Raw genomic sequence first — 25,980 nt, 5'->3', positions numbered from 1 at the left:
ATTGGGAAAACGACAGAATCGAACGTGGGGACACTCCTTCAAGTCTATACGCTCCAACCCCGATTCCAACAAGCAAGATGCCCCAAGCCATCCCCAGAAGTGGTGGGGGAGACCCTCTGCCAGAGATAAGTGCCAGTCCAGACAGAAGAGCGATTATAACAAAATATGCTGTGACGAGGACCAATAACCCTCGCTTAAACGCAGGAGGGGCTATCTCAGGACGAGCCATCGTTTGGGATTCTGAAGACTTATTTAAATATTTTCTACATCTTAATTAGTGTGAACAATTTGATCTATACTGACCAATTTAGTCTGTCGTGGCCGCAAGTATGCGAATAATCCCATCACAACCCATTGCAACAACCTAGAACAGCGCCCCGATCACCCAAAGGACTTAGTACAACTCCATCTTGTGTATTTCACGAACCGCACGAAGGCGACGACCCCCGTCACGCTAAGTAACGAACTCAAAATCGTCATAAGGGGATTAGCTTATATACACCCGGCCGCAGTCTGTTGAATTCGCCCCGTCAGAAAATCTGACGGACCCGACGGGATTTGAACCCGCGACATCCTGGTCCGGAACCAGGGACTCTGTCCACTGAGCTACGGGCCCTCGAAAACGGGTAGACCTGCTGGTGGTTTAACGGTTGTGAACGCGCTCAAAAGTCGAACGAACCGGCCGTCTCAGGGCGCTTCGCCCGTCTCGATCGTGAAGTCCGCTCGGGGGTAGGCGACGCAGGTGAGCGTGTAGCCCTCGTCGAGTTCGGCGTCGTCGAGCATCTGCTGGTTGTCGTGGACGACGTAGTCCTCGGAGTTCCCACCGGACGTGATCTGACCGGCACAGGAGACGCACTGTCCCTGTCGGCAGGCGTAGGGGAGGTCCCAGCCGTGCTCTTCGCCCTGTTCGAGGACTGTCTCGTTGTTCGCGAGTTCGATCGTCTCGCCCTGCTTCGCGAACTCGACCTCGAAGTACTCGATCTCGTCTTCGGGGATGTCGGCCGGACTCGACTCCTCGGCCTCGCCGCCCTCTTCGAGTTCGGCGCCTTCCTCGCCGCCGGCGACTGCCCCTGCGGGGGCGGCACCGCCGCCGATGGAGCGGTTCATCGGTTCGGGGAAGTCCGTCTCCGGCACGGCGCTCGCCCGCTGTTCGAGCACCTCCTGGGAGATGTCTCCGGTGGGGGACCACCCGGTGCCACGGGCGTAGTGCAGCGACACCGCGAGGAGCGTCAGGGTTACCCCGAGACCCAGCCCCACGAGGTTGATTTCGACCATATCGGCGGCTACGGAGTCGGGGGTTAAGGAAATTGTGATTGCCGCGGCGATACGGTTTCGTGAATACCGCGAACACGAGAAGAACTGCCAAGAAGCGCTCGGAAGCCCCCGCGGCCCCTTCCAATCCCGCCCGTGGCAGTTGTTCAGTAACCGCCGCCGATGTGGTCTGTTTACTCCCCGCGCCGCTGGACCTCGTGCCGACCGAACCCGTAGCGCAGGCGGTTCGCCAGTCGGCGAGCAAAGCGGCCGTCGTCGGCGCGGCTGCCGAAGCGCTCTGCGAGGGCCTGGTAGATGAGTGGCACCGGAATCTCCTGTTCGAGCGCCTCCTGGACGGTCCAGGTGCCGGTCGACCCGCCCGCGACGTGGTCGGCGACGTCGCCGAGGTCGTTCCCCTCCTCGCGGAACGCCTCCTCGCAGAGTTCGAGCAGCCACGACCGGATGACCGCGCCGTTGTTCCACGTGCGGGCGACCGATTCGAGATCGAGATCGTAGCGGCCGTTCGCGAGCAACTCGAACCCCTCGCCGTAGGTCTGCATCAGGGCGTATTCGACGCCGTTGTGGACCATCTTCACGTAGTGGCCCGACCCGCTCGGGCCCATCCGGTCGTGGCCGGCCGGCCCGGTGGCGATGGCGTCGAAGACGGGCGTCATCGCCTCGTAGGCCCACTCGGGGCCGCCGATCATCAGCGAGAAGCCCAGTTCGGCCCCGGCCGGGCCGCCGGAGGTCCCGCAGTCGAGGTACGCCGCGTCCGTCGACTCCGCTCGGCGGACCGACGACTCGAAGTGGGAGTTGCCGCCGTCGACGACGACGTCCTCCGCGTCGAGGTGCGGTTCGAGTTCCGAGAGCGTCGCGTCGACGGCCTCGCCGGCGGGGACCATCAGCCAGATCCGTTTCCCCTCGCCGAGACGGTCGGTGAGGTCGTTGAGGTCCTCTGCCGGCCTCGCGCCCGCGTCGGCGGCAGTCGCGACCGCCGCCGCGTCGAGGTCGAACGCTACGACGTCGTGTCCGGCGTCGAGCACGCGGTCGACGACGATCTGTCCCATCCGGCCGAGGCCGATGACGCCCAGTTGCATACCGGAGGCTGCTCGGCCGGAGGTCGTAGTGGTTGCGGTTTCGCGGGAGCCAGGCGACCGCGATCGCCGGATACGAGCCTCAGAGACGGTCGAGGAGGGCCTCGGCCAACCGTTCGCCGGCGTCGGCGTCGACCCGGAAGAACAGCTCCGGTTCGATGAGTTCGACTTCGAGCAGTCGGAACGCCGGGCCGCTTCGGGCTGTGTTCTCGAACCGTTCCGGCTCGGCCCGTCCGATCCCGTCGACGCGAGCGTACAGCGGCACCGTACCGCCGCGTTCGGCACGCACGGCGTCGACGACTTCGCTGGCTCGCTCCCGTAGCGACTCACTCGGCGTCTCGGCGGCGACGCTGCCGCCGTGGTCCTCCTGAACGCGGAAGTCGCCGGCTTCCGGTCGCTTGAGGACCGCGTGACTGTAGTCGCCGTCGAAGAACACCAGCGACCACTCGCCCGCCGTGATCCCGTCGGCGAACTCTTGGACGAGGACGTCGCGATCGGCGAGCAGGTCGTCGAACCACGGCTGTTCGGTCGCCGCCTCCCCACGAGCGATGCGTTTCGTCTCGAACGCGCCCGCGCTCACGGCGGGCTTGACGACGGCTTCGTCCCAGTCGCGTCGCTCGAAGACGGCGGCGAGGGACGCGTCCGCTCCTCGCTGGACGTACTCCGTCGGAAACGTGTCGACGCCGCGGGCCGCCAGATCGCGCAGATAGAACTTGTGGCGGTTCCACCGCAGCGTCTCGGGCGGATTCAACACGGTCGGCGACGCCGCGTCGACGCGATCGATCCACGCCGCGAATTCGTCCGGACGGCGGTAGTAGTCCCAGGTCGATCTGATGACGACGGCGTCGAAGTCGTCCCAGGCAACCGACTCGTCGGACCAGACGACCGGCGTCGCGGTGACTCCTCGGTCCCGCAGCGCGGCCAGAAACGAACTGTCGTCGTCGACGAGTGCGGGCAGGTCGGCGGCGGTCGCCAGTGCGATGGCTGTCACACCCGGCGCTCGGCCGCGTCGGGCGATAAGCGTTTTTGACCGCGCCCACGCAGATGCTGTATGGATCAACGCATCCGCGAGCACGCCGAGACGCTGGTCGACTGGAGTGCACGCATCGAACCGGGCGACGACGTCGTCGTCAGCGTCGCGGAGGGCGCACACGACCTCGCTGTCGCCGTCGCGGAGGCGCTCGGCGAGCGCGAGGCCAACGTCGTGACGACCTACGCCTCCGACGAGGTCTCTCGTGCGTACCTCCGCGCGCACTCGGGGGACTTCGACGAGGCACCGGCGCACGAACTCGCGCTGTACGAGAACGCCGATTCCGTCCTCTTCCTCGGCGGCGGCCGCAACACGTTCGCGACCGCGGACGTCGACGGCGCGACGCGGCAGGCCGCGGCGCGAGCGCGCCAGCCGATCAAGGAGGCGCGAATGGAGACCGACTGGGTGTCGACCGTCCACCCGACGCGGTCGCTGGCCCAGCAGGCCGGGATGTCCTACGAGTCGTACCAGGAGTTCGTCTACGGGGCGATCCTCCGCGACTGGGAGTCTCTCGCCGAGGAGATGGCGGAGTTGAAGTCGGTCCTTGACGCGGGGAGCGAGGTGCGGCTGGTGACCGGCGACACGGACCTCCGGATGTCGATCGAGGGGCGGACCGCGGTCAACTCCGCCGCCTCCGTCGCCTACGACTCGCACAACCTCCCGTCGGGCGAGGTGTTCACCGCGCCCTACGACACCGAGGGGGAGGTCGTCTTCGACGTTCCGATGACCATCTCGGGCACGCGCGTTCGCGACGTCTGGTTCAGATTCGAAGACGGTCGCATCGTCGATTTCAGCGCCGAGGCCGGCGAAGAGACTCTCGGTGACCTGCTCGATACCGACGAGGGGGCGCGTCGGCTCGGCGAACTCGGCATCGGAATGAACCGCGGGATCGACCGGATCACGGACAACATCCTCTTCGACGAGAAGATGGGCGACACCGTCCACCTCGCGTTCGGACGGGCCTACGACGCCTGCCTCCCCGACGGCGAGTCGGGCAACGACTCGGCCGTCCACGTCGACCTCATCACCGACGTCAGCGAGGACTCGCGGCTCGAAGTCGACGGCGAGGTCGTCCAGCGAAACGGCCGGTTCCGCTGGGAAGCGGGATTCGACACCGACGGCTGATCGCCTCGTTAGTCGGTCGGTTCGTCCCGCCTCGAACCGGACTCCTCGTCCGCCTGCGGCGGCGTTCGGCCGGGAGTCGCTTTCGACGTACTTTTTATCGGCGGCCGTCTCCTCCCGTTTATGGCTGAATTCAAGGTCGTCGTCTCCGACGAGACCGGACACACAGAGCAGTTCGAGGTCGACGGACAGGACGCGAACCGGTTCCTCGGCCGCGAGATCGGCGACGAGGTCGACGGCGGTGCCGTCGGTCTCGACGGTCACGCGCTGGAACTCACCGGAGGCTCCGACGAAGCGGGCCGACCGATGCGGGCCGACGTCGCCGGATCGAGTCTGAAAGAACTCCTCCTGGAGGGCGGCGTGGGCTACAACCCGTCCCGCGACGGCGAGCGCAAGCGCATCACTGTTCGCGGCCGACAGGTCTCCGACGAGACCGCACAGATCAACGCCGCGGTCGTCGACGGCACGCTCGGCGACGACGAGGAAGCAGCGGCCGAGGAAGCCGCCGACGACGCAGACGCCGACGAAGCAGACGACGCGGACGCGGACGAGTAACCGCTCGTGTCCGAACGGATCCCGAGCGACCACGCCTCGGTAACGAGTCTGCGGGCCACCATCGCCCGCAGCGGCGGCACCAGGCGACCCTGTCTCCGTCTCCCCGACGACGCCGCCGTCGACGCGGGCGACGTCGTCAGACTACTACTCGACGGCGCGACGACCCACGCGCGCGTCGTTTCCGATTCCACGGGGCTGCTCGTTCGCGGGGCCTACGACAACGAACGGCTGACGCGCGAGCCGGGAGAGGGAGAAAACCGGCTCGTCGAGTGGTGTGCGGAGCACGACCGCGAACCGGAGGACGCAGTCGAACTCGACGAGCTCGATCCGGGGTTCTGTTACGGACTCCGCGACCCCGGCGAGCGCGTCGTCTACGACGTCCCGGCGCGTCCGGACCAGTCGCTCCGCGACATCGCTTCCTCGCTTCGGGAGTAGGCGTTCATACTTTCGGCTACCGGACGTCCTCCGCGGATTCGGCCGGGTGAGTAAGTCTTACCACCACGCCACCGCTCTTCCCGGTATGAGTCAGGTTCCCGAACGGGGCGAGATCGATACCGAGGACAAGTGGGACCTCACGAGTATCTACGCGAACGACGACGCCTGGGAGGCGGCGTACGAATCGGTCACCGACCGCGTCGACGACCTGCGGGCGTACGAGGGACGGGCCACCGAGAGCCCGGAGACGCTTCTGGAACTGCTCGAACTTCGCGAAGAACTGCTCCGCGAAGTCTCGCAGGTGGTCAGTTACGCCAACCTGCGGAGCGCCGAAGACACTCGGAACCAGGAGTACCAGGCGATGAGCGCGAAAGCCGAGTCGCTCTCCTCGGCGACGCAGTCGGCGGTGAGCTTCCTCGAACCCGAACTCCAGCGACTCGACGAGTCGGACGTCGCGTCGTTCGTCGAGCGCGAACCCGAACTCGCGGCCTACGAGCACTACTTCGACGACGTCCTGCGGACGAAACCCCACACCCGCTCGGCGGAGATCGAGGAGTTGCTCGCGGAACTGGGGGAAGTCGCCGGTGCCTCCTCGGAGATCTTCGGGATGCTCTCGAACGCCGATATGGCGTTCCCGACGGTCGAACGTCCCGACGGCGAGTCGGTGGAGATCACGCAGGGCAACTTCACGAAACTCCAGAAACACCCCGACCGCGCGTTCCGACGGGAGGTCTACGAGGGGTTCTACGACGAGTGGGGCGACGTCCGCAACACGGTCGGCACCTCGTTGAAGAACAGCATCAGGAAGGATGTGAAGTACGCGCGCGCAAGACACTACGAGACCGCGCGAGAGGCGGCGCTCGACGGTCCGAACGTCCCGGTCGAGGTGTACGACACGCTCATCGAGACGGTCCACGACAACCTCGAGAGCCTCCACCGACACGCCGAGTTGAAGCGGGAGGCACTCGGCGTCGACGACCTCGAGATGTGGGACCTGTATATGTCGATGACGGGCGACGAAGGGCCCGACATCTCCTACGAACAGGCGACCGAGTACATCGTCGACTCGGTCGCACCGCTCGGCGAGGCGTACCAAGAGCGCGTCGCTGAGGGGCTGGAATCGCGCTGGGTCGACGTCTACGAGAACCGCGGCAAGCGCTCCGGGGCGTTCTCCGCGGGAACCTACGACACCCAGCCGTTCATCCTGATGAACTACCAGGACGACATCACCTCGATGTTCACGCTGGCGCACGAACTCGGGCACTCGCTGCACTCCGAACTGGCGAAGGACGAACAGCCCTGGCAGTACGCAGACTACACGATCTTCGTCGCGGAGGTGGCCTCGACGGTCAACGAGACGCTCCTCACGCATCACCTCCTCGAGACCGTCGAGGACGACGCACTCCGGATGCACGTGCTCGACGAGTACCTCGAACGCTTCCGACAGACGCTGTTCCGGCAGACGATGTTCGCGGACTTCGAGCTCCGAATCCACGAGATCGCCGAGGCCGACGGCGCGCTCACGCCCGATCGGTTCGACGAGGAGTACCGCGACCTGAAGTCGGAGTTCTACGCCCCGGCCGAACTTGACGACCGCATCGACCGCGAGTGGATGCGGATCCCCCACTTCTACTACAACTACTACGTCTACCAGTACGCGACGGGCATCTCCGCCGCCGTCGCGATCGTCGAGCGGATCTTAGAGGAGGGCGAGGACGTCGCGTCGGCGTACCGGGAGGCGCTGGCGCTCGGCGGGTCGGAGTATCCGATCGACGTCCTCGACGCCGCCGGCGTCGATATGACGACTTCGGAGCCGATCGAGTCCGCCATCTCGGTCTACGACGAGTACCTCGACCGGATGGCGGCGTTGCTCTCGGCGGCGTAGGCGCGATTCTCCGCGTGCGCCCGTCCGACGGAATGGCGAACAGTCGGCACCCGCTCGCGACGACGGCGCGGTCGACTCTCAGGACACCGGCGACGTCGCGATCGACCTCCACGACGACGGCGATGTCACGGTTGAGCCCGCCGCCGCCGACATCGCGGTCGACTCCTACGGCGACGACCGCGTCGCTGTCGCCGCCTCCCGCGCCGACGTGCCGAACACCCGCTGCCCGGCGCGGGACGACTCCTACGTCACGGCCCGTCTGGCCACGCGATCGAATATAAACCTCCGTGCGGACGGGCCCCAATCGGTAAGCCACGTCGCCGACACGTGTCCGTATGGACGCGAACCGGGACGCCCGGGAAGCTGCGGCGGCACTCCCGACCGGGAGCCTCTCGAAACGGCTCGACGGCGGCGTCGTGACGCCGTTCGACGACGGCTACGCCGAGGCGCGGCGGGTCTGGAACGGACTGGTAAACGAGTATCCGGCAGTAGTCGCGTACTGCGAATCCGTCGACGACGTGCGAGTCGCGGTCGACTTCGCCCGCGAGCGCGACCTCGAAACCGCGGTCCGGAGCGGCGGGCACAGCGTCTCCGGTTCCTCGGTCGTCTCCGGCGGCCTCGTCGTCGACTGCTCGCGGATGGAGTGGGTGCGGATCGATCCCGAGGAACGGATCGCGCGCGTCGGGCCCGGGACGACCTGGGGGACGCTCGACCGCGCCGCGCAGTCGTTCGGGCTTGCGACGCCCGGCGGCGTGTACGCCGACACCGGCGTCGCGGGTCTCACGCTCGGCGGCGGAACGGGCTACCTCTCGCCGAAGCACGGGTTCACCGCCGACAACCTCCGCGAAATCGAGGTCGTCACCGGCCGCGGCGAGCGCGTGGCGGCGAACGCCGACCGCGACACCGACGTCTTCTGGGCGGCCCGGGGCGGCGGCACGCCCGGCGTCGTCACGGCCTTCGAGTTCGACCTCCATCCGCTCGACCACGACGTCGGGTACTTCGAGTCGTGGCTGCCCGCCGCGGCCGCCGGCGACGCGCTCGGCGCGTACCGCGAGTATCAGCGGACCGCTCCGGCGGAGTCCTGCGTGTTTCCGTACCTCGCGCGCGTTCCGACGACCGCCGAGTTCCCCGCCGATCGCCATAGCGACCTCGCGCTCTGCGTTGCCGGGGTCTACGCCGGCGACCCCGAGGCCGGTCGGCGGGAGTTCGAGCCGTTCCGCGACCACCCCGACGCGTTCGCCGAGTCGTTCGAGGCGATGCCCTACACGGAACTCCAGTCGATGATGGACGGGGACTTCCCGGCCGGCCGTCGGTACTACTGGAAGTCCGTGCCGCTCGCACGGCTCGACGACGACGCGATCGCCGAACTGCGGCGGGCCGCAGACGCCGCCCCCTCGGACCTGTCGACGATCGTCGTCTGGCCGATGCACGGCGCGGTCGGGCGGGTGTCCGAGTCGGCGACCCCGCTCGTCGGCCGCGACGCCGACGTCGTCGTGAACGTCGAGGCCGCGTGGGACGATCCGACGGCGACGACCGAAAACGTCGCGTGGGTGCGCGAGACCTGCGACCGGTTCCGCGACGGGGCGTCGCTTCCGGGCACGCTCCCGAACTTCGCCGGCGGGCGGGCGTCCGACGCCGACGACGTGTACGCCGCGAACGCCGAGCGACTGCGGCGGGTTCGCGAGACGCACGACCCCGACGGACTGTTCGCGTACGAGCGACGCTGATGTACGAGTGACGCTGACGGACGAGTGACACAGATAGTCGAGCAAACGGCTGCCGTTCGCCAGTTGCGTTCTCGATTTCCGGGAGCAGCCGACACTCTAAATAAATCGCCGCCCAACGTTCGGGTATGAACTTCCAGACGCTGGGCGACTCCGACGTCGAAGTGAGCGAGGTCGGGTTCGGCGCGTGGGTCGTCGGCACCGACTGGTGGGGCGATCGGACGCGCGAGGACTCGATCGACCTCATCCACCACGCGATCGACGAGGGAATCACCTACTTCGACACCGGCGACGTGTACGGTCACGGCGACAGCGAGGAACTGCTCGGCGAGGCGCTCGCTGCGTACCGAGACGAGGCCACCGTCGCCACGAAGATCGGCTACGACTTCTACAACAACCCCCAGGCGGGCCACGGCGAACTCCCCAAGGAGATCACCGGCGAGTGGGTCCGCTCGGCGACCGAGAAGAGCCTCGACCGACTCGGGATGGAGTACGTCGACGTCCTCCAGCTACACAACGCGAACGTCGACGAGGTCGACGCGGACGTGCTGGAGGCGCTCGACGAACTGAAAGAGGAGGGGCTCGTTCGCTCGATCGGTTGGGCGCTCGGCCCCTCGATCGGTTGGCTTGCGGAGGGCGATATGGCCATCGAAGAGGAGTTCGACTCGCTGCAACTCGTCTGGAACCTCTTCGAGCAGGAGGTCGGCAACCACTTCCTCGACACCATCGAGCGGACGGGCTCTTCGACCAGTCTGATCCCCCGCGTCCCCCACTCCTCGGGACTGCTGAACGAGCAGGTGACGCCCGAGACGGGCCACGACCTCGACGACCACCGCGGGTTCCGTCCCGACGCGTGGTACGAGACGGGCTGGGAGAAGCTCGACACGCTCCGCTTCCTGGAGCGAGAGGGCGAGCGCACGATGGGGCAGGCCGCCATCGCGTACCTCCTCAGCCACGACGCGGTCGCGACCGTGACGCCGACGTTCCACACGAAGGAAGACATCACCGAGTGGGCCGCGGCCTCGGAGGTCCCGAAACTGTCCGAGGAGGAACTGGCGCGCGTCGCGGAGCTGTACGCCGACAACTTCGGCATCGACCGCGACGACGGGATGGACGAACTCCGCTCCTCCGTCGGCGGCGAGGACATCCGCGCGGCGGGAATCGACAAGCGGGCGACGGCGGGGCCGCGGAACTCCGCGTCCTCGGACTGACGTGGCCGCGGACGCACCGGTCTCGCGCTCGACGGCGTTCCTCGCGCTGACGGCCGTCGCCCACGTGGCGCTGACCGCGTGGGTCCGCCGCGACGCTCGCGCCCGCGACGTCGACCCCTCGCCGTGGGACGCGCTGACGCTCCTGACCGGCGTCGTCGGGGTCGTCGCGTACCGTCGCCGTCGATCGGACTGACCGAAACGATTTTTCTACCGGCCGACAGATTCTCGCGTATGACGGTCCTCCATCGGCTCGGGACGCGACTCTCCGAGTACGTTTCCGCCGTCGCGCGGAGCCCTCCCCTGATCGGTCTCGTCGTCGGCGCGTGGATCGCCGTGATGTCGCTTTTCACCTACGCCAACCCGGTCACGGCGTTTCTGGTCGTCGCGCCGGCGACGATGCTCCTCTGGTACGGCGTGCTGTACGCCGCCGGACGCCTCCGCGGCACGACGGAATCGAACGGCCTCGGCACGACCGACGCCGTCGACGCGACGGGGACGACCGAATCCGGTTCGATCGGACTCTTCGGCGGTGGCGGATCCGACGACGCCGCCGACGAACGCCCGATTCAGCGGCTCCGGACGCGGTACGCCGAAGGGGAAATCGACCACGCGGAGTTCGAGCGTCGCCTGGAGGCCCTCGTCGAAACCGAGGGTCTCTCCGGGCAGGGACCCGGCCCCGCGGAGTCCGGCGACGCCGGCACCCGATCGATCGAACGCGAGCGGTAGCGACCCCTTCGTTTCGCTTCGAAACCGACGCACCCGGCGGCGTCTGACGCTGCAGTCGCAAACGCGTCAGACAATTTAAACGGGGCCCTACGCCAGGAAGACGTGTCGCGGTCGGTCGGCGAGCACGTCGCGGCCCCACTGGACCGTCTCGCTGAACTCATCGGAGCGGAAGAACTCCATCGCGTCCTCGCGTGCGTCCCACTGGCTGGAGATGAACATATCGTTCTCGTCCTCGACGTTCATCATCAGGTCCGTCTCCTGGTGGCCCTCCATCTCATCGAGGAGTTCGCCGACGGTGCCGAAGGTCTCGACGAAGTCTCCGTGGTGTTCGGGTTTGACCGTGTAGAACATCCCCATCGTCCCGAAGCCCGACTCCTCGCCGGCCCGCGAGACGATGCCGGGCAGTTCCGAGAGGAAGCCGGCGGCCGTCTCCGCCGCCGACTGGGTGTCCCAGATGCTCACGACGGCGCTGCGCTCGCGCCCGCTGGCCTCGTAGACCGCGGTCTTCACGTGCGTGTCGTAGTGATCGAAGTTCCCTCGGAGCCCCTCGACTTCGTCGAACAGCTCGTCGGTGTCGGCCTCCGAGTAGAGCACCGTCGCGTAGACGTCCTCGCCGTGGGGTTTGCCGGCGTAGATGTTCAGGTCCGCGAGTTCCTCGCGGATGCTGTCGTCGTCGCCGTCGGCGGCCTCGGACCCTTCGGCCGCCTCTTCTCCGTGCGGTGAGTCCCCGTGGGCGCTCCCGCCGCCGTGGGCGCCCCCGTGACCGCCCGCTCCACCGTGGGCGGCGTCACCGTGCGCGTGGCCGTGCGCCTCGCCGTGGGCGTCGGCGTCGCCGTGCAGGCGTCGGGTGATCTCCTCTCCGCCGGCGTGCTCGCTCGTCGGCACCGCCGCGCCTTCGAGGTACGCGCCGAGGTCGTTCGGCGGGAAGCGACGACCGACGTAGAACTGCCCGAACTCGCCGTACTTCGAGGACACCTCGTCGAAGCGCATATCGTAGACGATGTCCTTGATGTGGGCCGGGTCCTCGGAGAACAGCGTCACGCCCCACTCGTAGTCGTCGAAGCCGACCGAGGAGGCGATGACCTGCTTGATCTTCCCCGCGTACTCCTTGCCCGTCTCGGCGTGCGTCGCCATCATCTCGGCGCGCTCGTCGAAGGGGAGGTCGTACCAGTTGTGCTCCTCCCCGCGGCGCTTCGACATCGGGTAGAAGGAGACGTACTCGTCGTCGGGGATCTCTGGTTTCTTCTTGCCCTCCATGTAGCGTCGCAGGCCCTCGTCGGCCGATTCGGGATCCTCGAAGTAATCGGGACTGGTGTAGCCCGAAATTTCAGTGACGGAGACGTACGAGGTCGGCTGGTCGGTGAAGCCCGCGAGCGCGGTCTGCTCGAAGCGGCGCTCGGCGCGCGAGAGGTCGTCGAGCGTCGGCCGGAAGTGGACGACGAGCAGGTCGGCCTTGTGACCGAGGACCGAGAAGACCGCCGAGTCGCCCTCGTCGGCGTCTGTGATCTCCTCGTGGCGTCGGAGGTACTCGGTCCCCTCCGCGATCGCGCGCTCGCGTTCGCGGTCGGGCGCGTCCCGCCACGCGTCCCAGTCGACGGTGCGGAAGTCGTGCAGCACGAACCAGCCCTCGTCAGTTGGTGGGGCCTCTGGCATACTCCGGGGTTGGGACGCCACCCGTATGGACGTTGCGAGTCGTTCTCAGATTCCGGGAGCGTCCTCGTCCGCTCGGCGGCGCGCCCCGACACTGACGGAATCTCCCGACGCCGCCGGGCGACGATCGACCGAGTCAGAATGGAGTGTCGGCCGCCCCGTAGAGCTGTCTCGCGCCGCTCACGACCAGGTACAGCAGAGACACCAGCAGTAGCACGACGCCGACGCCCCGGGAGAGCCCGGGCAACGGGGACTCGACGACGCCGGGGAGGTGGCTCGTGACGACCTCGACCTGGACGAGCAGGAGGGAGAGCGGGACCAGCAGGACGGCGGCGCTCCGACGGACGGAACGCTGCAGTTCGGGATCGGTCATCGCCGCCGAAATCGTGGCCGCGACGGCAAGTATCTGTGGGAGGTGGTCCGGGATCGCGGTCGTCTCCTCATCCGCCGAGCAGCGTCGGGCCGAAGATGAGAAGCAGGAGCGACAGCAGCATCGTCACGCCGACGCCGGTCGTGATGGTGCTGACGACCCGGTTGCGGTCGTCGATCGGGAGCCGCGAGACGACCGCCTCCACGCTCGTCCGGAGGATCCGGCCGCCGTCCAGCGGGTAGCCGGGAATACAGTTGAACAGACCCAACTGGAGGTTGATCCACGCCATCCAGAAGGAGACGTTCGCGAGGAGGAACACGCCCGTTCCGAGGAAGCCGAGCGGTCCGCCGACGGTGTAGAAGTTGAACACGTTCGCCGTGAACCCGGGGAAGTTGGGGATCCCGAGCACCAGCGAGGCGAGCGGGAGCACCAGTGCGACGTAGACGGTCGCCAGCGGCGAGTCGGCGACGGCTCCGGTGAGTCCGACCGCGTCGGGGCCGCCGTCGCCGCCGAGCAGTTCGAGGTACGTCCCGGCGGGGTACGACTGCGCGCCGAAGTCGGTCAGGAGCAGCCCGCTCGTTCCCGGGAAGATGTTGACGCCGAGGAACCCGCTACCGTCCTGCGGGTTCTCGCCGAGCGTCACGTTCCGTGTTCCGATCTCCCCGCCGTGGTAGAGTTCGACCGTCACCGTCTCGCCGGGCTCGGTCCCGTCGAGGACGCGAGTGAGTTCGGTGGAGGAGACGATCCGCTGTCCGTCGATCGCGGTGACGATCACGCCCGGTTCCGTCGGCGCGCCGGACTGGGCGAGTGGCCCGTCTTCGGCGACCCGCGTGAGGTACGCACCGACGGGGACCGTGACCGTCCCGCGGTCGGTTTCGAGTTCGGCGTAGCGGTCCTCGCCGACGACCTCGGCGAACCCGGCCCGCGTGTACACCGGCGACCCGTTCACGGCCGTCACCGCGATCGGTTCGTCGTCGACGCTGATGTTCGCGGGGTTGCCCGCGACGGAGCCGGCGACGACCAGCGAACGTTCGACGTCGACCGTCCGCGACTCCCGGCCGGCGGCGCTGTCACCCCCGTCGAGTTCGACCGCGACGGTCCGTTCGTTCGTGCCGAGCAGCGCCGCATCGAGGGAACTCTCGTTGCCGACCGGAACGCCGCCGACGGCGGTGATCCGATCGCCCTGTCTGATCTCCGCGGCGTCCGCGGGGGACCCGTCGTACGCCCCCTGGACGGCCATTCCCGGAGCGACGCCGATGCTCGCGATCACCGGACCAAAGAGGAGGGCGAACGCGAGGAAGGTCACGAAGAAGTTGTTCGTCACGCCGGCCGCGAACATCCTGGTTCGGCCGCCGCGACTCGCCTCCCGCTGGCTCTCCTCGTCGGGTTGGACGAACGCGCCGAGCGGGATGATCGTGAAGAGAAAGACGCCCATCGAGTCGATGTCGATCCCCTCGACGCGGCAGAGGATCCCGTGGCCCCCCTCGTGGACGACGAGGCCGACGAGCAGTCCGAAGATGATCTCCGGGGCCACCGACAGCGGCAGGAAGTCGTTGACGCCGGGAATGACGAGGAAGTTCTGCGGCTGATTCACCGAGGAGGGCGCGGGCGGGTTCCGGGCGATGGCGATCCCCTGCACCAGCAGGAAGAAGAACATCCCCGCCATAATCACGAGCGTCGCGCCGACGCCGAGGTTGGTCCACGCGCGCCAGAAGCGCTTCGGCGTCGCGATCCAGTCGATGAAGTCACGCCCTCGTTTCGTGTGCACAGTCGTGAACGGTCCTTGGATGCGAACCGAGGAGGGCAACAGCCCGCGCTGGGAGAGGAACAGCGCGGCCGCCGAGTACGCGGCGAGGCCGACGAGCACCCACAGAAGCGTGTTCATCGTCGGACGAGAAGGGACGAGCGCCAAAAGGTGTTCCTCATCCACCTTTTACTTCGTCGGGTGCGCGAAGCGAACCCTCCTCGCAAAAAGCTGGACGAAAAAGAGCCGCTCGCTCGGCCTCCGGCCTCGCTCGCGGTGAAACACGGGAGAAGATATCGTGGCCTTTGCAACTGACTACTCGTCCCGCTTGCAACGATCGCTCGTCCGGCCGCACTCGTTCCGTCGCGTGAGTGAGGCTTGCGACCGCTACGATAGACCGACAGCTTCCGCCTCTGTGTTACCAGCGATCGAGCGTCCGAAGGTGCGTTCAGGCGAACTCCGCCAGCACCAAGAGCACGCTGGGCGCGGCGAGCAGGACGAGTCCGACGAGGATCAGGATTGCCGGGAGCCAGAGCAGCCCTGCCTCGGTGAGGAGCCAGAGTCCGAGGCCCGCGATCAGGGCGACGAGCCCGAGCAGGCGCAGTAGCCAGGTGACGACGCCTTCCAATCCCGAGTCGGCGACGACGTCGACTACTTCGAGTACTTCGTCCATCGTGCCGACCATCTCTCGTCTGGAGGCACTTAGAAACCTTGACGAGAGGATCGATCACCGGTTTCTTACTCCGCGAGTTTCGTTGCGCTCGCGGTTTGCCCGCCGGCGACCGCTGAACCGTGACCACAGCGCCCGCCGCCCCCGCGACGCTACGACTCGCGCCGAAGCCTGGCGACCACGAACGCCGTGTCGAGTTCGCCGAGGAACTCGCCGAGTCTGGGCCCCTGCGGCTGGTCGAAGAAGAGCAGATAGCCCGCCTCGAAGAAGTCGCCGACTTCGATGTCGTGACGGCGCGCCGTCTCGTACATCTCGCCCTGGATCGCCTCGCCGTCGTGACCCGCGTCGACGAAGTCCGCGAGTTCGTCGAGCGCGGCCGCGACCGGGGACGAAACGTCGACGTCCGGAAGGGTCTCCTGGATGCGGTAGTTGTACTCGTTGTCCTCGCGCTCGGCCCAGGCGCGCGCCCGGTCGACCCGTTCGAGCGCCTCCTCGATGGCCCACTCGGGGGTGTCGTCGTCGAAGTAGCCCTCGTTTCGCGCCATCTCGATCCGGAGGTCGCGGTCGTCGGTCATCCCGAGAACGGCCGCGAACGTGTACGGCAGGCGGACGCGCTCCTCGCGCACGTCGTCGACGACGAACGGGTACGCCCGCTCGGCGAACGCCGAGAGCGACTCGTCGTCGACGTCGCCGAAGTACGCCCGCTCGAAGCGGTCGAAGTCGTCGACGAACTGGTCCAGCCGAGAGACGTCGAAGTCCCGCGCCTTCCGAGGATTCAGCGCGAAGAAGTACCGGAGGACCTCCGGTTCCAGCAGTTCCAGCATCTCCGCGACGGTGACGATGTTGCCCGCCGACGAGGAGAGCGCCTCGCCGTTGAGCGTGAACCACTCGTACACCATCGGCACCGGGGGCTCGATCCCGAGGACGTTGCGGGCGATGTCCTCGCCGGAGGGCCACGACCCCTCGGCGTGGTCCTTCCCGAACGGCTCGAAGTCGACGCCGAGGATCTGCCACTGCGCGGGCCACTCGAAGCGCCACGGGAGTTTCCCCTCGCGGAACGTCGCCGTCCCCTCGTGGCCGCAGCCCTCGATGGTCTCGTCGCCGACGGTCATATCGGTGCAGACGTACTCGACGGTGCCCGCGTCGACGTCGACCGACGTGACCGTCTCGGTGATCTTCCCGCACTCCGCACAGACCGGGTTGAACGGGACGTAGTCGTCGTCGACCTTCGATTGGTATTTCGAGAGCACTTCGCGGGCGTCGTCGACGTTTTCGAGGACGTGTGCGACGACCGCGTCGAAGTCGCCGTCCTCGTACATCTCGGTGTTCGAGAGCATCTCGACCTCGATTCCGAGGCGGTCGGCGTCGGCTTTCAGGAGCGCGGCGAAATGCGCCGCGTAGGACTCCGATTCGCCGAAAGGATCCGGGATGTCGGTGTAGGGCTTGCCCAGGTTTCGGCCGAGCGCGCCGGCGTCGACGTCGCCCAGCCCGACGATGTCGCCGTCGACGTCGGCGAGCTTTCGGGGGAGCTTCCGGAGCGGGTCGCGGTCGTCGCTCGTGAAAACCTGCCGGACCTCGTGGCCGCGCTCGCGAAGGACTGCGGCGACGAAGTACCCGCGCATAATCTCGTTGAAGTTGCCGAGGTGCGCGACGCCGGAGGGCGAGACGCCCCCCTTGATCACGATCGGGTCCTCGGGGTCGCGCGCCTCGATCTCGTCCGCGACCTCGTCGGCCCAGAACGCCCGGCGCGGTTCGTCGCGCTCCGCGTCCTGCGCTATGACCTCCCCGCCGCGTTCGTCGGCCGGTACGTCGGCGTCCGCGTCGCGCTCAGAGTCGGATCCCTCGCTCATAGCTTATCGCTGCGCCCAGTAGGTCGGTTCGCCTTCGGCGGCGGTGGGGACGACGTCGGTTCCGTCGTGCTCGCCCCGGAGGACGGCGTCCTCGATCCGCTCGGGGTCGGTCCCGTCGAGGACGATCGTGCGCATCCCCGCGCGCTCGATCAGTTTCGCCGCGAGGAGGTCGACCGGCGCGGACGCGCCCGCGTCACGACTCATCGGCGCGATCACGTCGACGAGTTCGCTGCCGGTCAGACGGTCGTACTTCTCGGCGTTGGCGTCGGTGCTCGGGTCGGCGCTGTAGACGCCGTCGACGCTCGTCGCGTACACGAGCAGGTCGGCACCGACGTACTCCGCGAGCGCCGCCGCCACCGCGTCGGTCGTCTGTCCGGGCATCACGCCGCCCATCACCGAGACGTCGCCGCGGCGGATCGCGTCGCCGGCGTCCTCGTAGTCGTGGGCCACTTTGGGGTCGACCCGCGGGCCGAGCGCGGCGATGAGCAATCGGGCGTTGATCCGGGTCACGTCGATCCCGATCTGGTCCAGTTGGACCTCGTTCGCGCCCAGGTCGCGGGCGGTCTCGATGTAGTCGCGGGCGACGCCCCCGCCGCCGACGACGGCCCCGATCTCGCATCCCTCGTCGGCGAGCGTCTCGACGACCGCTGCGTGGCCCTCGACGCGCCCGGCGTCGAGGTCGGGAGCGAGCACGCTCCCGCCGATAGAAACGACGACTCTCATTGCTCCGTCGTTGCCGCGAACCGGGCTTAAGGGTTGTCAACCGAGTACGGCCCCGAGCGGCGGCCCTCGTCACGGACGGACGGTCGACAGTAAGTCTCAAGCCGATCGCCGCCCCGATTTCGGGGTATGCAACTACTCGGAGTCGTCGGTCCGGAGGCACGGACGCTCTGTGAGCGAATGAGCCCGCACCTGGACGGACGGGTCGCGGTCGTCGAGCGGTCCGCCGCGGGAGCGCGCTCGGGGGATGGTCCCGCGCCGGACGGCCCGGATCGGAGCGAGGGCGTCGACGCCGCGTACGAACTCGGCGACGACGGGACCTGGGCCGCTACCGGCGAGGGCCGGGACCTCGACGACGTCCTCGACGACCTGGCGGCGACGTTCGACCACGCGCTGCTCGTCGGATTCCCCGACGCCGACGTCCCGACGATCGCGCTGGGAGATACCGAGGCGGAGAACGCCGTCGTCGCCGCTGACGCCGCCGCAGACGTCGACACCGGCGACGCGCTCGATGCGCTCGCCGACGCCGACCCGCACGTGACGCTCGAAACGCTCGTCGAGCGCGTCAAGGAGTCCCCGCGGGCCGACCGAGCGGGCGCGATCGCGACGTTCACCGGGCGAGTGCGGGCACGGGACGACCCGGACGACTCGCGAACGCTCGAACTCACCTTCGAGAAGTACGAGGGCGTCGCCGACGACCGGTTGCGGACCATCGAGTCGGAACTGATGGAACGAGACGGCGTCGAGGAGGTCGCGCTCTTTCACCGAACCGGCACGCTCGAAGCGGGCGAGGACATCGTCTTCGTGGTCGTCCTCGCCGGGCACCGCGGGGAGGCCTTCGAGACCGTCTCCGACGGCATCAATCGCCTGAAGGACGAAGTGCCGATCTTCAAACACGAGACGACGGTCGAAGAGGACTTCTGGGTTCACGACAGGCAGTAGTCGCCGTTTCCGGAGGGGCGAACGACCCGCGCGCCGCCGGTTTCTCGGCGAGTGTTGCTGCATATCACGTGCAAATCGACCCGATTAGCCGCCCGTTTTGCGAAGCTGAATTCAGATATTTACAGACGAAATAAACAGTTAGAAATAGCAATAAAACTTCTAAAAGATTTTCGAGTGTCGCTGAAGCATCGTTTAAATCGTCGATGTCGAGTGAATAGAGTCGAATTCCTCCTAACGTTCCTCCGTTTATATACTCCCCCGACGACAAGGCGAGAGCGAGGTGACACAGATGAGCGCAACCGCGACACCCTCCACTGAATCCGCCAGCGACGACCTGTCCAAAGAGGAGCGCCTGAAGTCGTACCTGCTCACGAAGGCGCAGGACGGCGAGATGTACTTCAAATCGAAGTTCATCGCCGACGAGGTCGGGCTCTCCCCGAAAGAGATCGGCGCGCTGATGGTGAAACTCAGCGATTCCGCCTCGGAACTGACCGTCGAGAAGTGGTCGTACACGAGCGCGACCACCTGGCGAATCGAACCCGCACAGGACACGGCCTGAGGCCGTCCCGCATCGCCGCCCGAACGACTTGACGCGGTGTGCCGTCTCCGCATCGCCCTGAAACTCCCGTTCTGCCGGAGACAGATCCAATAGCCGCCGATCGTTCCCCTTCCCCAACGCCACCCTTTTCCAGCATCGCACGCCCTGCGATTCGCCCCCGTCGTGGCGTTTATCCGATCACGTCCCGTACGGTGGCCCGATGGATTCCCCGGACTCGGCGGCCGAACCGCCGATCGAGGCGCTGCAGTCGGTCTTTCACCTCCACGAGACCAGACGCGACGACGACCGGTTGCTGTTTTACGGCGAGTCGCTGGTGCCCGAGCGGATGCTGGTGCGGGAGGTGTGGGCGGCGTTCCGCGAAGCGGGGTACGAGATCCAGGTCGCAACCACACGGAACGGAACCGAGGACGTCGTGATCGCCCGCCCCGTCAGTCAGGGGATCGACGGAGTCCCCTGGAAGAACCTCGGCCTGTTCGTCGCCACGATCGTCTCGACGCTCCTCGTCGGGTCGCTGACTTGGTACTATACACCGCTCTCGGAACTGCTCGCCGATCCGCTGCTCGTGCTCCAGGCGTGGCCCTTCACCGCGGCCATCCTCGGTGTGCTCGCGACGCACGAACTCGGCCACTACGCGATGGGCCGGTACCACGGCGTCGACGTGTCGCTGCCGTACGTGATTCCCTTCATTTTCCCGTTCGGGACCCTCGGCGCGGTCATCCGGATGCGCGGGCAGATGCCCGACCGAAAAGCGCTCTTCGACATCGGCGTCGCGGGACCGCTCGCGGGACTGGGGGCGACGGTCGTCGTCACCGCGATCGGCGTCTCGCTCCCGCCGATTGCGGTCCCGGAGTGGGCGATCCGGGGTACGGGGCAGGTCATCGTCTTCAACAACCCGCCGCTGCTCGACCTCATCGCGGGGGTCCTCGGCCGACCGACCGAGTATTCGGACCCCACGGTGGCCGTCAACCCCGTGGTCATCGGCGGCTGGGTCGGGATGTTCTTCACCGTGCTGAACCTGCTCCCGGTCGGCCAACTCGACGGCGGACACATCCTCCGGGCGATGGTCGGTGAATCGCAGGAACGCATCGCGGCGGTCGTCCCCGCCGTGCTGTTCGGACTCGCCGCGTACCTCCACTACGGCCTCGGCTACGGGCTGAACGAGTCGGTCGGCCTGTGGGGGTTCTGGGGGCTGCTCTCCGCGGTGGTCGCGTTCAAGGGACCGGCGAACCCCGTCGACGACTCACCGCTCGGGACCGTCCGGATCGCCGTCGGTCTCGCCACCTTCGCGCTCGGCGCGCTCTGTTTCCTCCTCGTCCCCGTCGAAGTGATGTCGATCTGAGGGTCCGTCGGGCCGCTCGCCCGCGTCGTCGCGTCGCGGGACTCCGGCGATGTCGATGCCGCGGACGACGACGTAGATGAGAACGATCCCCGCACCGACCGCGAGCACGAACTGGCCGACGGCGGTCAGGAGCATCCCGACGACCGATCCGCCGAAGAAGAACGCGAGCGCGAAGGGGACGAGCGCGGCCAGGCCGACGTACAGCACGAGTCGGGCGAGCGGGACGGCCTCTGCGAGAATCTGCGTCCTGTCGAGCGTTCCGGTCTCGACGTCGATGAACGGGCGTCTGGAGGGCATACCTCGGATCTCCGGCTCCTCCCAGTAATGTCTCCCGATCGTTCGACTCCCGTCACTCGCGCCCGGAAAACGCCGCTATCAGTGGGTGTACCCCTCGTCCGCGAGCGATTCGCCGTCGAGACGGACGCCCTCGTCGACGACGTCGCCGACGACCGCGAGCGGGACGGGCGACGCCGCCCGAGCGTCGTCGACGGCGGCCGCCGGCACCGTACACACGAGCTCGAAGTCCTCGCCCACGGTGGTCGCCATCTCCCGACGGTCGGCGTCGTCTTCGGCGTACTCGTCGACGGCGTCGTGGACCGGCACCGCGTCCCAGGAGACGTCGAAGCCGACGTCCGAGGCCTCCGCGAGCTGGTGGAGCGACCGCGCGAGGCCGTCCGAGGAGTCCATCATCGCGGTCGCGTGCGGGGCGAGTGCGACGCCGGCGGCGACCCGGGGCGTGAATCGGAACAGCTCGTTCCCCCGCTCCGTCTCGCCGGCGTCGAACGCGCGGAGTCCCGCGGCGGTTCGGCCGAGCGCGCCGGTCACGCAGACGACGTCGCCGGCGTTCGCGCCGGCGCGGCGCACCGGCGCGTCCGTCTCCCCCAGCGCGGTCGTCGCGACCGTGAACTCGCCCGTGGTGTCGAGGTCGCCGCCGACGTACTCGGCGTCGACCGCCTCGCAGACGTCGACCGCGCCGTCGAGAAAGGCGTCGAGCTCGTCCTCGTCGAGCGTCGGCGCGGCGTAGGCGGCGACCGCAGCCGTCGCCTTCGCGCCCATCGCGGCGACGTCCGAGAGCGACGCGCCGACGGAGCGCCAGCCGGCCGTGTAGCGGGTCGTCCCCGCCGGGAAGTCCGTCGACTCGTGGAGCATATCCGTCGTCACGACGAGGCCGTCGACGAGGGCCGCGTCGTCGCCCGCCGCCGGGAGGGCGGCCGCCAGCCGTCGGAGCGCCGAGCGTTCGTCCATAGCCACCGTGCGCCCCGGGCGGGCAAAAAGTCGGCGTCACGCCCGGCGCGGTCGCTCGGACCGCTCGCGACGGGCGCGGGTGACGACGGCGGCCGCCGCTTTCGGTCGGTTTCGATGGCTTGATGGCCGGAGGAATCCACCCCGCTGTATGGCCCGCGAGAACCTCCGCGCCACCGTACTCGGGTTTCTCGCGGCCCTCGGCGTCTTCGCGCTCCTGTTCTACTTCGCGGGCGTCGACGAACTCCTCGCGACGCTCGGCAGCGCCGAACTCCGGTACGTCGCCCTCGTCGTCCTCGCGACGCTGGCGTGGCTCGCCGCCTGGAGCGTCTCTCTGAACACCGTTCTCGACGTTCTCGGCGTCGACCTTTCCTACGCAACGTCGTTTTTCGTCTTCGCGGGCGCGACCTTCTCGAACAACATCACGCCGTTCGGCCAGGCCGGCGGCGAGCCGGTGACGGCGTATCTCATCTCCCGGGCGGCCGACGCCGAGTACGAGCGGAGCCTCGCGGCCATCGCCAGCGTCGACACGCTGAACTTCGTCCCGTCGATTACGCTCGCGCTCGCCGGCGCGGGCTACTTCGCCTCGGAGGTCGCCCTGGGAACGAACGAGAACCTCCTCGCGGCGATCGGCGCGGTCGTCGCGCTCGCGGTGCTCGTCCCGACGCTCGTCTATATCGGCTGGACGCGCCGCTACCGGCTCGAAGCCCGCGTCATCGACTCGCTGACGCCGCTCATCAGATCCGTCGCCGACTGGCTTCCCCGGATCCCCGTGCCGACGCCCGAGGGGATCGAAGAGCGCATCAACGGCTTCTTCCGGGCGATCGAGCGCGTCGCCTCGAACCCGCGGGGACTCGCGCTCGCGCTCGGCGCGTCGAGCCTCGGGTGGCTCTGCCAGATGATCGCGCTCTGGCTCTCGTTCGCGGCTATCGGCGTCGACGTGCGACTCTCGATCGCGCTGATCGTCGTCCCCATCGCCGCCATCGCCGGCGTGACGCCCCTGCCGGGCGGTGCCGGCGGCATCGAGACGGTACTGGTGCTGTTGCTCCTCGCCGCCCCGCTCTCGCAGGTGACGGAGCCGATCGCGGTCGCGGCCGTGGTCATCTTCCGCGGGGCGGTCTACTGGATCCCGACGGTCCTCGGCGGCATCGTCGTGGGTTGGCTCGGGAGCGGCCTCGGCATCGGCGCGGGCGACGGGTGAGTCCGCGTTCGACCCCCCGCGGGTCGACGACCACGCGCTCGCCGCCGAGACCGACGCCGTTCTCGGAACGACTGAGGGACCGTCTCACGCGCCGTAAGCCCGATACGATGGCTTTAAACGACGCGAACGGGAATCGGTGGGTATGGTAAGCGTCTACGACGTTCCGGCCGACGCCCTCATCGAGGACGTCGCCGACCGCCTTGCGGATCGAATCGAGGAGCCCGAGTGGATCGAGTTCGCCAAGACGGGACAGACCCGAGAACTCCCGCCCGAACAGGACGACTTCTGGTACGTCCGCGCGGCGTCGCTGCTCCGCAAGGTCGCGAAGGAAGGCCCCATCGGCGTCGACCGTCTCTCGACGGAGTACGGCGGCCGCAAGCGCGGCACCACCCGATACCGGGTCTCCGGGAACAGCTCCGCCCCCGGCAGCAAGAAGATCATTCGAACGGCGCTCCAGCAGCTCGAGGAGGAAGGCCTCGTCGAGACGGCGAAGGGCCAGGGCCGCCGCATCACCAGCGAGGGACAGAGCTTCCTCGACAACGCCGCGGACGACGTTCTCGCGGAGCTCGACCGGCCGGAACTCGAACGCTACGCGTAAGACGCGGATTCGAGCGTCGAGGTCGAACGACGTAACCGTTTTTAGCGCCGCGACAGAATCCTACGACGATGAGTGGAACCCCCGACGACGACCGACTGGAGGAACTGCGCGAACAGAAGATGCAGGAGCTCCGCGACCAGGCCGAGGGGCAGCAGGGCGGGCAGAACCCCGAGGCCGCCCAGGAGGCCGCCCGCGAGCAGGCGGAGGCCAAGCAGGAGGCGATGCTGAAGCAGTACCTGACCGACGGCGCGCGCCAGCGACTCAACGCCGTCGAGATGTCGAAACCCGACTTCGCGGAGTCGGTGAAGAAACAGATCGTCGCGCTCGCCCAGAGCGGCCGGATCCAGGACCGCATCGACGAGGACCAGATGAAGGACCTGCTCCGCGAGCTGCAGCCGGAATCGAAGAGCTTCGACATCCGTCGGCGATAGCGGACTCGTGGACCTCGCGCTTCTCTACAGCGGCGGCAAAGACTCGACGCTCGCGGCGCTGTTTCTCGACTCCTTCTACGACGTGACGCTCGTGACCGGCCGGTTCGGCGTCACCGACGACTGGGAGCACGCCGAGGCCGCGGCCGATCGCCTGGGCTATCCCTTCGAGGCCGTCGATCTGGACCGATCCGTCGCCGAGGCGGCCGTCGACGAGATGATCGAGGACGGCTACCCCCGACACGGCATCCAGCGGGTCCACGAGCACGCGCTCGAATCGGTGGCGGGACTCGACGTCGACGCCGTCGCCGACGGGAGTCGCCGCGACGACAGAGTCCCGACGATTTCGCGGGCGCAGGCGCAGAGCCTCGAAGACAGACACGGCGTGGACTACCTCTCGCCGCTCGCGGGACTGGGACGGAACGCGGTCGACCGGCTGGTCGAGGAGACGCTGACCGTCGAGACCGGCCCCTCCGAGACGATCCCGAAGGGCGACTACGAGGCGGAACTCCGGGCGCTGATCGCCGACCGCGGCGGCGCGGACGCGGTCGAATCGGTGTTCCCCGCCCACGAACAGTCGTACGTGCGCGGCCTGCGAACCGAGGACTGACACGGGAGGCGGCTGCGCCGGTCGGATCCGATTGAGGCGCACCGTGCTCTCGCCGCTCTGATCACGCCTGGACCCGACTCTGCCCGCCCCGATCGGAATCCGAACACATTTCTCTCGGTGACGGCGACCTCCGCACGTGTTCTCCCTCCCTCCCGGCATCGGCTACTCCCTCGCGGCGGCGGTCGTCTGGGGGACGTACATCTTCGTCCTCAAGCAGTACTTCGAGGAGTATCCGAGCACGGTCGTGACCGTCGGCGTCAACGCCGCCGCCGTGCTGTGGTACCTGCCGCTCACGATACAGCGCACGGCCCCCGCCGACGTTCCCTCGCTCTCGGGGTTCAGCGTCGCCGAAGGCGTGCTCGTCGTCGGGACGATCGTCGCGACCGCGGCGGCGTTTCTCGTGTTCCTCTGGGCGCTCGGCCGCGGCGACGTCTCGTACGTCGCGCCGATCAGCAAGGTGGTCCCCGTCTTCGTCCTCCCGATCGAGGTGCTCTTCCTGCAGGAACGACTCACCCCGATCCAGGTCACCGGCGTCGTCGTCGCGACGCTCGCCGTCTACGTCGCGAACTACCGGACCGGGTCGCTCTTGGATCCGATCCGGAAGGCGGCGTCGTCGCGGGCGGCGCAGTTCGGACTGTTGAGCGCGGCGTTCTTCGCCGTCAGCGACGTGGGAAAGCGCGTCGCGCTGCAGGAACTGGCGCTCCCGCTCGAACTGTGGGTCCCGACGGTGCTCGGTGGCGTGCTCGTCGTCGTGCTGCCGCTCGCGCTCCGCGAGTGGGTCCCGATCCGCGACGCGCTGCCGAAGTTCGCCCTCGCGGGCGGCGGCGTCGCGCTCGGCGAGCACGTCACGTCGCTGGCCTTCTCGACCGTCCCGGCGTCGATCGCGTCGCCGATCATCAACACCCAGGCCGTCGTCGCGGTCCTCCTCGGCGGGGTCTTGCTCCGCGAGGACTCGTTCCGGATTCGTCTCGCTGCCGCCGGACTCGCCGTCGTCGGCGTGGGGCTGATCGCGGCGTGAGGGATC

At 67.9% G+C, this 25,980-nt stretch carries 27 protein-coding genes, 1 tRNA gene and 1 pseudogene; 16 read left to right on the top strand and 13 right to left on the bottom strand.

Annotated elements, in window-relative coordinates; translation table 11 throughout:
- The 5 genes and pseudogenes from NO360_RS14460 to NO360_RS14440 all read right to left on the bottom strand — a co-directional run.
- Nucleotides 1-229: pseudogene (locus tag NO360_RS14460) on the bottom strand (CPBP family intramembrane glutamate endopeptidase); the annotation flags it as partial.
- A gap of 314 nt (nt 230-543) precedes the next feature.
- Nucleotides 544-616, bottom strand: a tRNA-Arg gene (locus tag NO360_RS14455).
- Nucleotides 617-687: 71 nt separating this feature from the next.
- Nucleotides 688-1,275 carry a 2Fe-2S iron-sulfur cluster-binding protein gene (locus NO360_RS14450; RefSeq protein ID WP_256308501.1) on the bottom strand — a complete coding sequence of 196 codons (588 nt, stop codon included), beginning with the start codon at nt 1,273-1,275 and terminating at the stop codon, nt 688-690.
- Between the two features lie 170 nt (nt 1,276-1,445).
- Nucleotides 1,446-2,348 carry a phosphogluconate dehydrogenase (NAD(+)-dependent, decarboxylating) gene (gene gnd / locus NO360_RS14445; protein WP_256308500.1) on the bottom strand — a complete coding sequence of 301 codons (903 nt, stop codon included), beginning with the start codon at nt 2,346-2,348 and terminating at the stop codon, nt 1,446-1,448.
- Nucleotides 2,349-2,427: 79 nt separating this feature from the next.
- Complete coding sequence (locus NO360_RS14440; RefSeq protein WP_256308499.1) at nt 2,428-3,336, bottom strand: ATP-grasp domain-containing protein; 909 nt, start codon at nt 3,334-3,336, stop codon at nt 2,428-2,430.
- 60 nt (nt 3,337-3,396) lie between these two features.
- On the opposite strand from NO360_RS14440, the gene NO360_RS14435 reads away from it, so the two are divergent.
- From NO360_RS14435 to NO360_RS14400, 8 genes are all read left to right on the top strand, one after another.
- On the top strand, nt 3,397-4,500 hold the full coding sequence (locus NO360_RS14435; protein WP_256308498.1) for an aminopeptidase: 1,104 nt from the start codon (nt 3,397-3,399) through the stop codon (nt 4,498-4,500).
- Nucleotides 4,501-4,620: 120 nt separating this feature from the next.
- Nucleotides 4,621-5,052, top strand: coding sequence for a 30S ribosomal protein S6e (locus tag NO360_RS14430; protein ID WP_256308497.1), 432 nt, complete (start codon nt 4,621-4,623; stop codon nt 5,050-5,052).
- Between the two features lie 6 nt (nt 5,053-5,058).
- The gene (locus NO360_RS14425) at nt 5,059-5,487 is read left to right on the top strand and encodes a DUF7112 family protein (RefSeq protein WP_256308496.1); all 429 of its coding nucleotides are present in this window, start codon (nt 5,059-5,061) and stop codon (nt 5,485-5,487) included.
- 85 nt (nt 5,488-5,572) lie between these two features.
- Nucleotides 5,573-7,372: an oligoendopeptidase F gene (gene pepF, locus NO360_RS14420; RefSeq protein WP_256308495.1), complete on the top strand. Its 1,800-nt coding sequence runs from the start codon at nt 5,573-5,575 to the stop codon at nt 7,370-7,372.
- A gap of 335 nt (nt 7,373-7,707) precedes the next feature.
- Nucleotides 7,708-9,099, top strand: coding sequence for an FAD-binding oxidoreductase (locus tag NO360_RS14415; protein ID WP_256308494.1), 1,392 nt, complete (start codon nt 7,708-7,710; stop codon nt 9,097-9,099).
- A 125-nt stretch (nt 9,100-9,224) separates the two neighbouring features.
- Nucleotides 9,225-10,307 (top strand): aldo/keto reductase, encoded by a 1,083-nt coding sequence (locus NO360_RS14410; protein ID WP_256308493.1) that lies wholly within the window; start codon nt 9,225-9,227, stop codon nt 10,305-10,307.
- A gap of 1 nt (nt 10,308) precedes the next feature.
- Nucleotides 10,309-10,500 (top strand): hypothetical protein, encoded by a 192-nt coding sequence (locus tag NO360_RS14405; protein ID WP_256308492.1) that lies wholly within the window; start codon nt 10,309-10,311, stop codon nt 10,498-10,500.
- A gap of 38 nt (nt 10,501-10,538) precedes the next feature.
- Complete coding sequence (locus NO360_RS14400; RefSeq protein WP_256308491.1) at nt 10,539-11,033, top strand: SHOCT domain-containing protein; 495 nt, start codon at nt 10,539-10,541, stop codon at nt 11,031-11,033.
- Nucleotides 11,034-11,120: 87 nt separating this feature from the next.
- Here the strand turns inward: NO360_RS14400 and NO360_RS14395 are convergent, their stop codons facing one another.
- The 6 genes from NO360_RS14395 to pyrH form a co-directional block, all read right to left on the bottom strand.
- Complete coding sequence (locus NO360_RS14395; protein ID WP_256308490.1) at nt 11,121-12,686, bottom strand: heme-binding protein; 1,566 nt, start codon at nt 12,684-12,686, stop codon at nt 11,121-11,123.
- Between the two features lie 133 nt (nt 12,687-12,819).
- A complete protein-coding gene (locus tag NO360_RS14390) occupies nt 12,820-13,056 on the bottom strand; it encodes a hypothetical protein (RefSeq protein ID WP_256308489.1) in 237 nt (78 codons plus the stop codon).
- Between the two features lie 67 nt (nt 13,057-13,123).
- Complete coding sequence (locus NO360_RS14385; RefSeq protein WP_256308488.1) at nt 13,124-14,938, bottom strand: site-2 protease family protein; 1,815 nt, start codon at nt 14,936-14,938, stop codon at nt 13,124-13,126.
- A 307-nt stretch (nt 14,939-15,245) separates the two neighbouring features.
- The gene (locus NO360_RS14380; RefSeq protein WP_256308487.1) at nt 15,246-15,470 is read right to left on the bottom strand and encodes a hypothetical protein; all 225 of its coding nucleotides are present in this window, start codon (nt 15,468-15,470) and stop codon (nt 15,246-15,248) included.
- Between the two features lie 149 nt (nt 15,471-15,619).
- The gene (lysS, locus tag NO360_RS14375) at nt 15,620-17,317 is read right to left on the bottom strand and encodes a lysine--tRNA ligase (protein WP_256308486.1); all 1,698 of its coding nucleotides are present in this window, start codon (nt 17,315-17,317) and stop codon (nt 15,620-15,622) included.
- 3 nt (nt 17,318-17,320) lie between these two features.
- Nucleotides 17,321-18,040, bottom strand: a complete 720-nt coding sequence (pyrH, locus tag NO360_RS14370; RefSeq protein ID WP_256308484.1) for a UMP kinase — start codon at nt 18,038-18,040, stop codon at nt 17,321-17,323.
- 126 nt (nt 18,041-18,166) lie between these two features.
- On the opposite strand from pyrH, the gene NO360_RS14365 reads away from it, so the two are divergent.
- The 3 genes from NO360_RS14365 (at nt 18,167) to NO360_RS14355 (ending at nt 20,877) form a co-directional block, all read left to right on the top strand.
- Nucleotides 18,167-18,979, top strand: a complete 813-nt coding sequence (locus NO360_RS14365) for a molybdopterin synthase (RefSeq protein WP_256308483.1) — start codon at nt 18,167-18,169, stop codon at nt 18,977-18,979.
- A gap of 289 nt (nt 18,980-19,268) precedes the next feature.
- Entirely contained in the window at nt 19,269-19,538 is a 270-nt protein-coding gene (locus NO360_RS14360; RefSeq protein ID WP_256308482.1) for a DUF7123 family protein, read from the top strand.
- A 199-nt stretch (nt 19,539-19,737) separates the two neighbouring features.
- Entirely contained in the window at nt 19,738-20,877 is a 1,140-nt protein-coding gene (locus NO360_RS14355; RefSeq protein WP_256308481.1) for a site-2 protease family protein, read from the top strand.
- Here NO360_RS14355 and NO360_RS14350 read toward each other — a convergent pair.
- A complete protein-coding gene (locus NO360_RS14350) occupies nt 20,779-21,174 on the bottom strand; it encodes a hypothetical protein (RefSeq protein WP_256308480.1) in 396 nt (131 codons plus the stop codon). The two genes, NO360_RS14355 and NO360_RS14350, sit on opposite strands and share 99 nt — an antisense overlap.
- A 78-nt stretch (nt 21,175-21,252) precedes the next feature.
- Nucleotides 21,253-22,122 carry a thiamine-phosphate kinase gene (thiL, locus tag NO360_RS14345; protein WP_256308479.1) on the bottom strand — a complete coding sequence of 290 codons (870 nt, stop codon included), beginning with the start codon at nt 22,120-22,122 and terminating at the stop codon, nt 21,253-21,255.
- A 148-nt stretch (nt 22,123-22,270) separates the two neighbouring features.
- Here thiL and NO360_RS14340 point away from each other — a divergent pair, with 148 nt between their 5' ends.
- From NO360_RS14340 to NO360_RS14320, 5 genes are all read left to right on the top strand, one after another.
- On the top strand, nt 22,271-23,320 hold the full coding sequence (locus NO360_RS14340) for a lysylphosphatidylglycerol synthase transmembrane domain-containing protein (protein ID WP_256308478.1): 1,050 nt from the start codon (nt 22,271-22,273) through the stop codon (nt 23,318-23,320).
- A 142-nt stretch (nt 23,321-23,462) separates the two neighbouring features.
- The gene (locus NO360_RS14335; protein ID WP_256308477.1) at nt 23,463-23,918 is read left to right on the top strand and encodes a 30S ribosomal protein S19e; all 456 of its coding nucleotides are present in this window, start codon (nt 23,463-23,465) and stop codon (nt 23,916-23,918) included.
- A gap of 68 nt (nt 23,919-23,986) precedes the next feature.
- Nucleotides 23,987-24,349 carry a DNA-binding protein gene (locus tag NO360_RS14330; protein WP_256308476.1) on the top strand — a complete coding sequence of 121 codons (363 nt, stop codon included), beginning with the start codon at nt 23,987-23,989 and terminating at the stop codon, nt 24,347-24,349.
- A 7-nt stretch (nt 24,350-24,356) separates the two neighbouring features.
- Nucleotides 24,357-24,956 carry a DUF7411 family protein gene (locus NO360_RS14325; protein WP_256308475.1) on the top strand — a complete coding sequence of 200 codons (600 nt, stop codon included), beginning with the start codon at nt 24,357-24,359 and terminating at the stop codon, nt 24,954-24,956.
- A gap of 136 nt (nt 24,957-25,092) precedes the next feature.
- Entirely contained in the window at nt 25,093-25,974 is an 882-nt protein-coding gene (locus NO360_RS14320) for an EamA family transporter (RefSeq protein ID WP_256308474.1), read from the top strand.
- Nucleotides 25,975-25,980 lie beyond the last annotated feature (6 nt).

This window comes from Halobellus litoreus, from assembly GCF_024464595.1.
Taxonomy (GTDB): domain Archaea; phylum Halobacteriota; class Halobacteria; order Halobacteriales; family Haloferacaceae; genus Haloquadratum; species Haloquadratum litoreum.
The sequence above is the reverse complement of the archived record's forward strand: the minus strand, read 5'-3'. Positions and strand labels throughout refer to the sequence as shown.

Coding starts and splice junctions, on each gene's coding strand:
- NO360_RS14450 (WP_256308501.1), bottom strand. CDS start 1,275: ATGGTCGAAATCAACCTCGTGGGGCTGGGTCTCGGGGTAACCCTGACG.
- gnd (WP_256308500.1), bottom strand. CDS start 2,348: ATGCAACTGGGCGTCATCGGCCTCGGCCGGATGGGACAGATCGTCGTC.
- NO360_RS14435 (WP_256308498.1), top strand. CDS start 3,397: ATGGATCAACGCATCCGCGAGCACGCCGAGACGCTGGTCGACTGGAGT.
- NO360_RS14430 (WP_256308497.1), top strand. CDS start 4,621: ATGGCTGAATTCAAGGTCGTCGTCTCCGACGAGACCGGACACACAGAG.
- pepF (WP_256308495.1), top strand. CDS start 5,573: ATGAGTCAGGTTCCCGAACGGGGCGAGATCGATACCGAGGACAAGTGG.
- NO360_RS14415 (WP_256308494.1), top strand. CDS start 7,708: ATGGACGCGAACCGGGACGCCCGGGAAGCTGCGGCGGCACTCCCGACC.
- NO360_RS14410 (WP_256308493.1), top strand. CDS start 9,225: ATGAACTTCCAGACGCTGGGCGACTCCGACGTCGAAGTGAGCGAGGTC.
- NO360_RS14400 (WP_256308491.1), top strand. CDS start 10,539: ATGACGGTCCTCCATCGGCTCGGGACGCGACTCTCCGAGTACGTTTCC.
- NO360_RS14395 (WP_256308490.1), bottom strand. CDS start 12,686: ATGCCAGAGGCCCCACCAACTGACGAGGGCTGGTTCGTGCTGCACGAC.
- NO360_RS14390 (WP_256308489.1), bottom strand. CDS start 13,056: ATGACCGATCCCGAACTGCAGCGTTCCGTCCGTCGGAGCGCCGCCGTC.
- NO360_RS14385 (WP_256308488.1), bottom strand. CDS start 14,938: ATGAACACGCTTCTGTGGGTGCTCGTCGGCCTCGCCGCGTACTCGGCG.
- NO360_RS14380 (WP_256308487.1), bottom strand. CDS start 15,470: ATGGACGAAGTACTCGAAGTAGTCGACGTCGTCGCCGACTCGGGATTG.
- lysS (WP_256308486.1), bottom strand. CDS start 17,317: ATGAGCGAGGGATCCGACTCTGAGCGCGACGCGGACGCCGACGTACCG.
- pyrH (WP_256308484.1), bottom strand. CDS start 18,040: ATGAGAGTCGTCGTTTCTATCGGCGGGAGCGTGCTCGCTCCCGACCTC.
- NO360_RS14365 (WP_256308483.1), top strand. CDS start 18,167: ATGCAACTACTCGGAGTCGTCGGTCCGGAGGCACGGACGCTCTGTGAG.
- NO360_RS14360 (WP_256308482.1), top strand. CDS start 19,269: ATGAGCGCAACCGCGACACCCTCCACTGAATCCGCCAGCGACGACCTG.
- NO360_RS14355 (WP_256308481.1), top strand. CDS start 19,738: ATGGATTCCCCGGACTCGGCGGCCGAACCGCCGATCGAGGCGCTGCAG.
- NO360_RS14350 (WP_256308480.1), bottom strand. CDS start 21,174: ATGCCCTCCAGACGCCCGTTCATCGACGTCGAGACCGGAACGCTCGAC.
- thiL (WP_256308479.1), bottom strand. CDS start 22,122: ATGGACGAACGCTCGGCGCTCCGACGGCTGGCGGCCGCCCTCCCGGCG.
- NO360_RS14340 (WP_256308478.1), top strand. CDS start 22,271: ATGGCCCGCGAGAACCTCCGCGCCACCGTACTCGGGTTTCTCGCGGCC.
- NO360_RS14335 (WP_256308477.1), top strand. CDS start 23,463: ATGGTAAGCGTCTACGACGTTCCGGCCGACGCCCTCATCGAGGACGTC.
- NO360_RS14330 (WP_256308476.1), top strand. CDS start 23,987: ATGAGTGGAACCCCCGACGACGACCGACTGGAGGAACTGCGCGAACAG.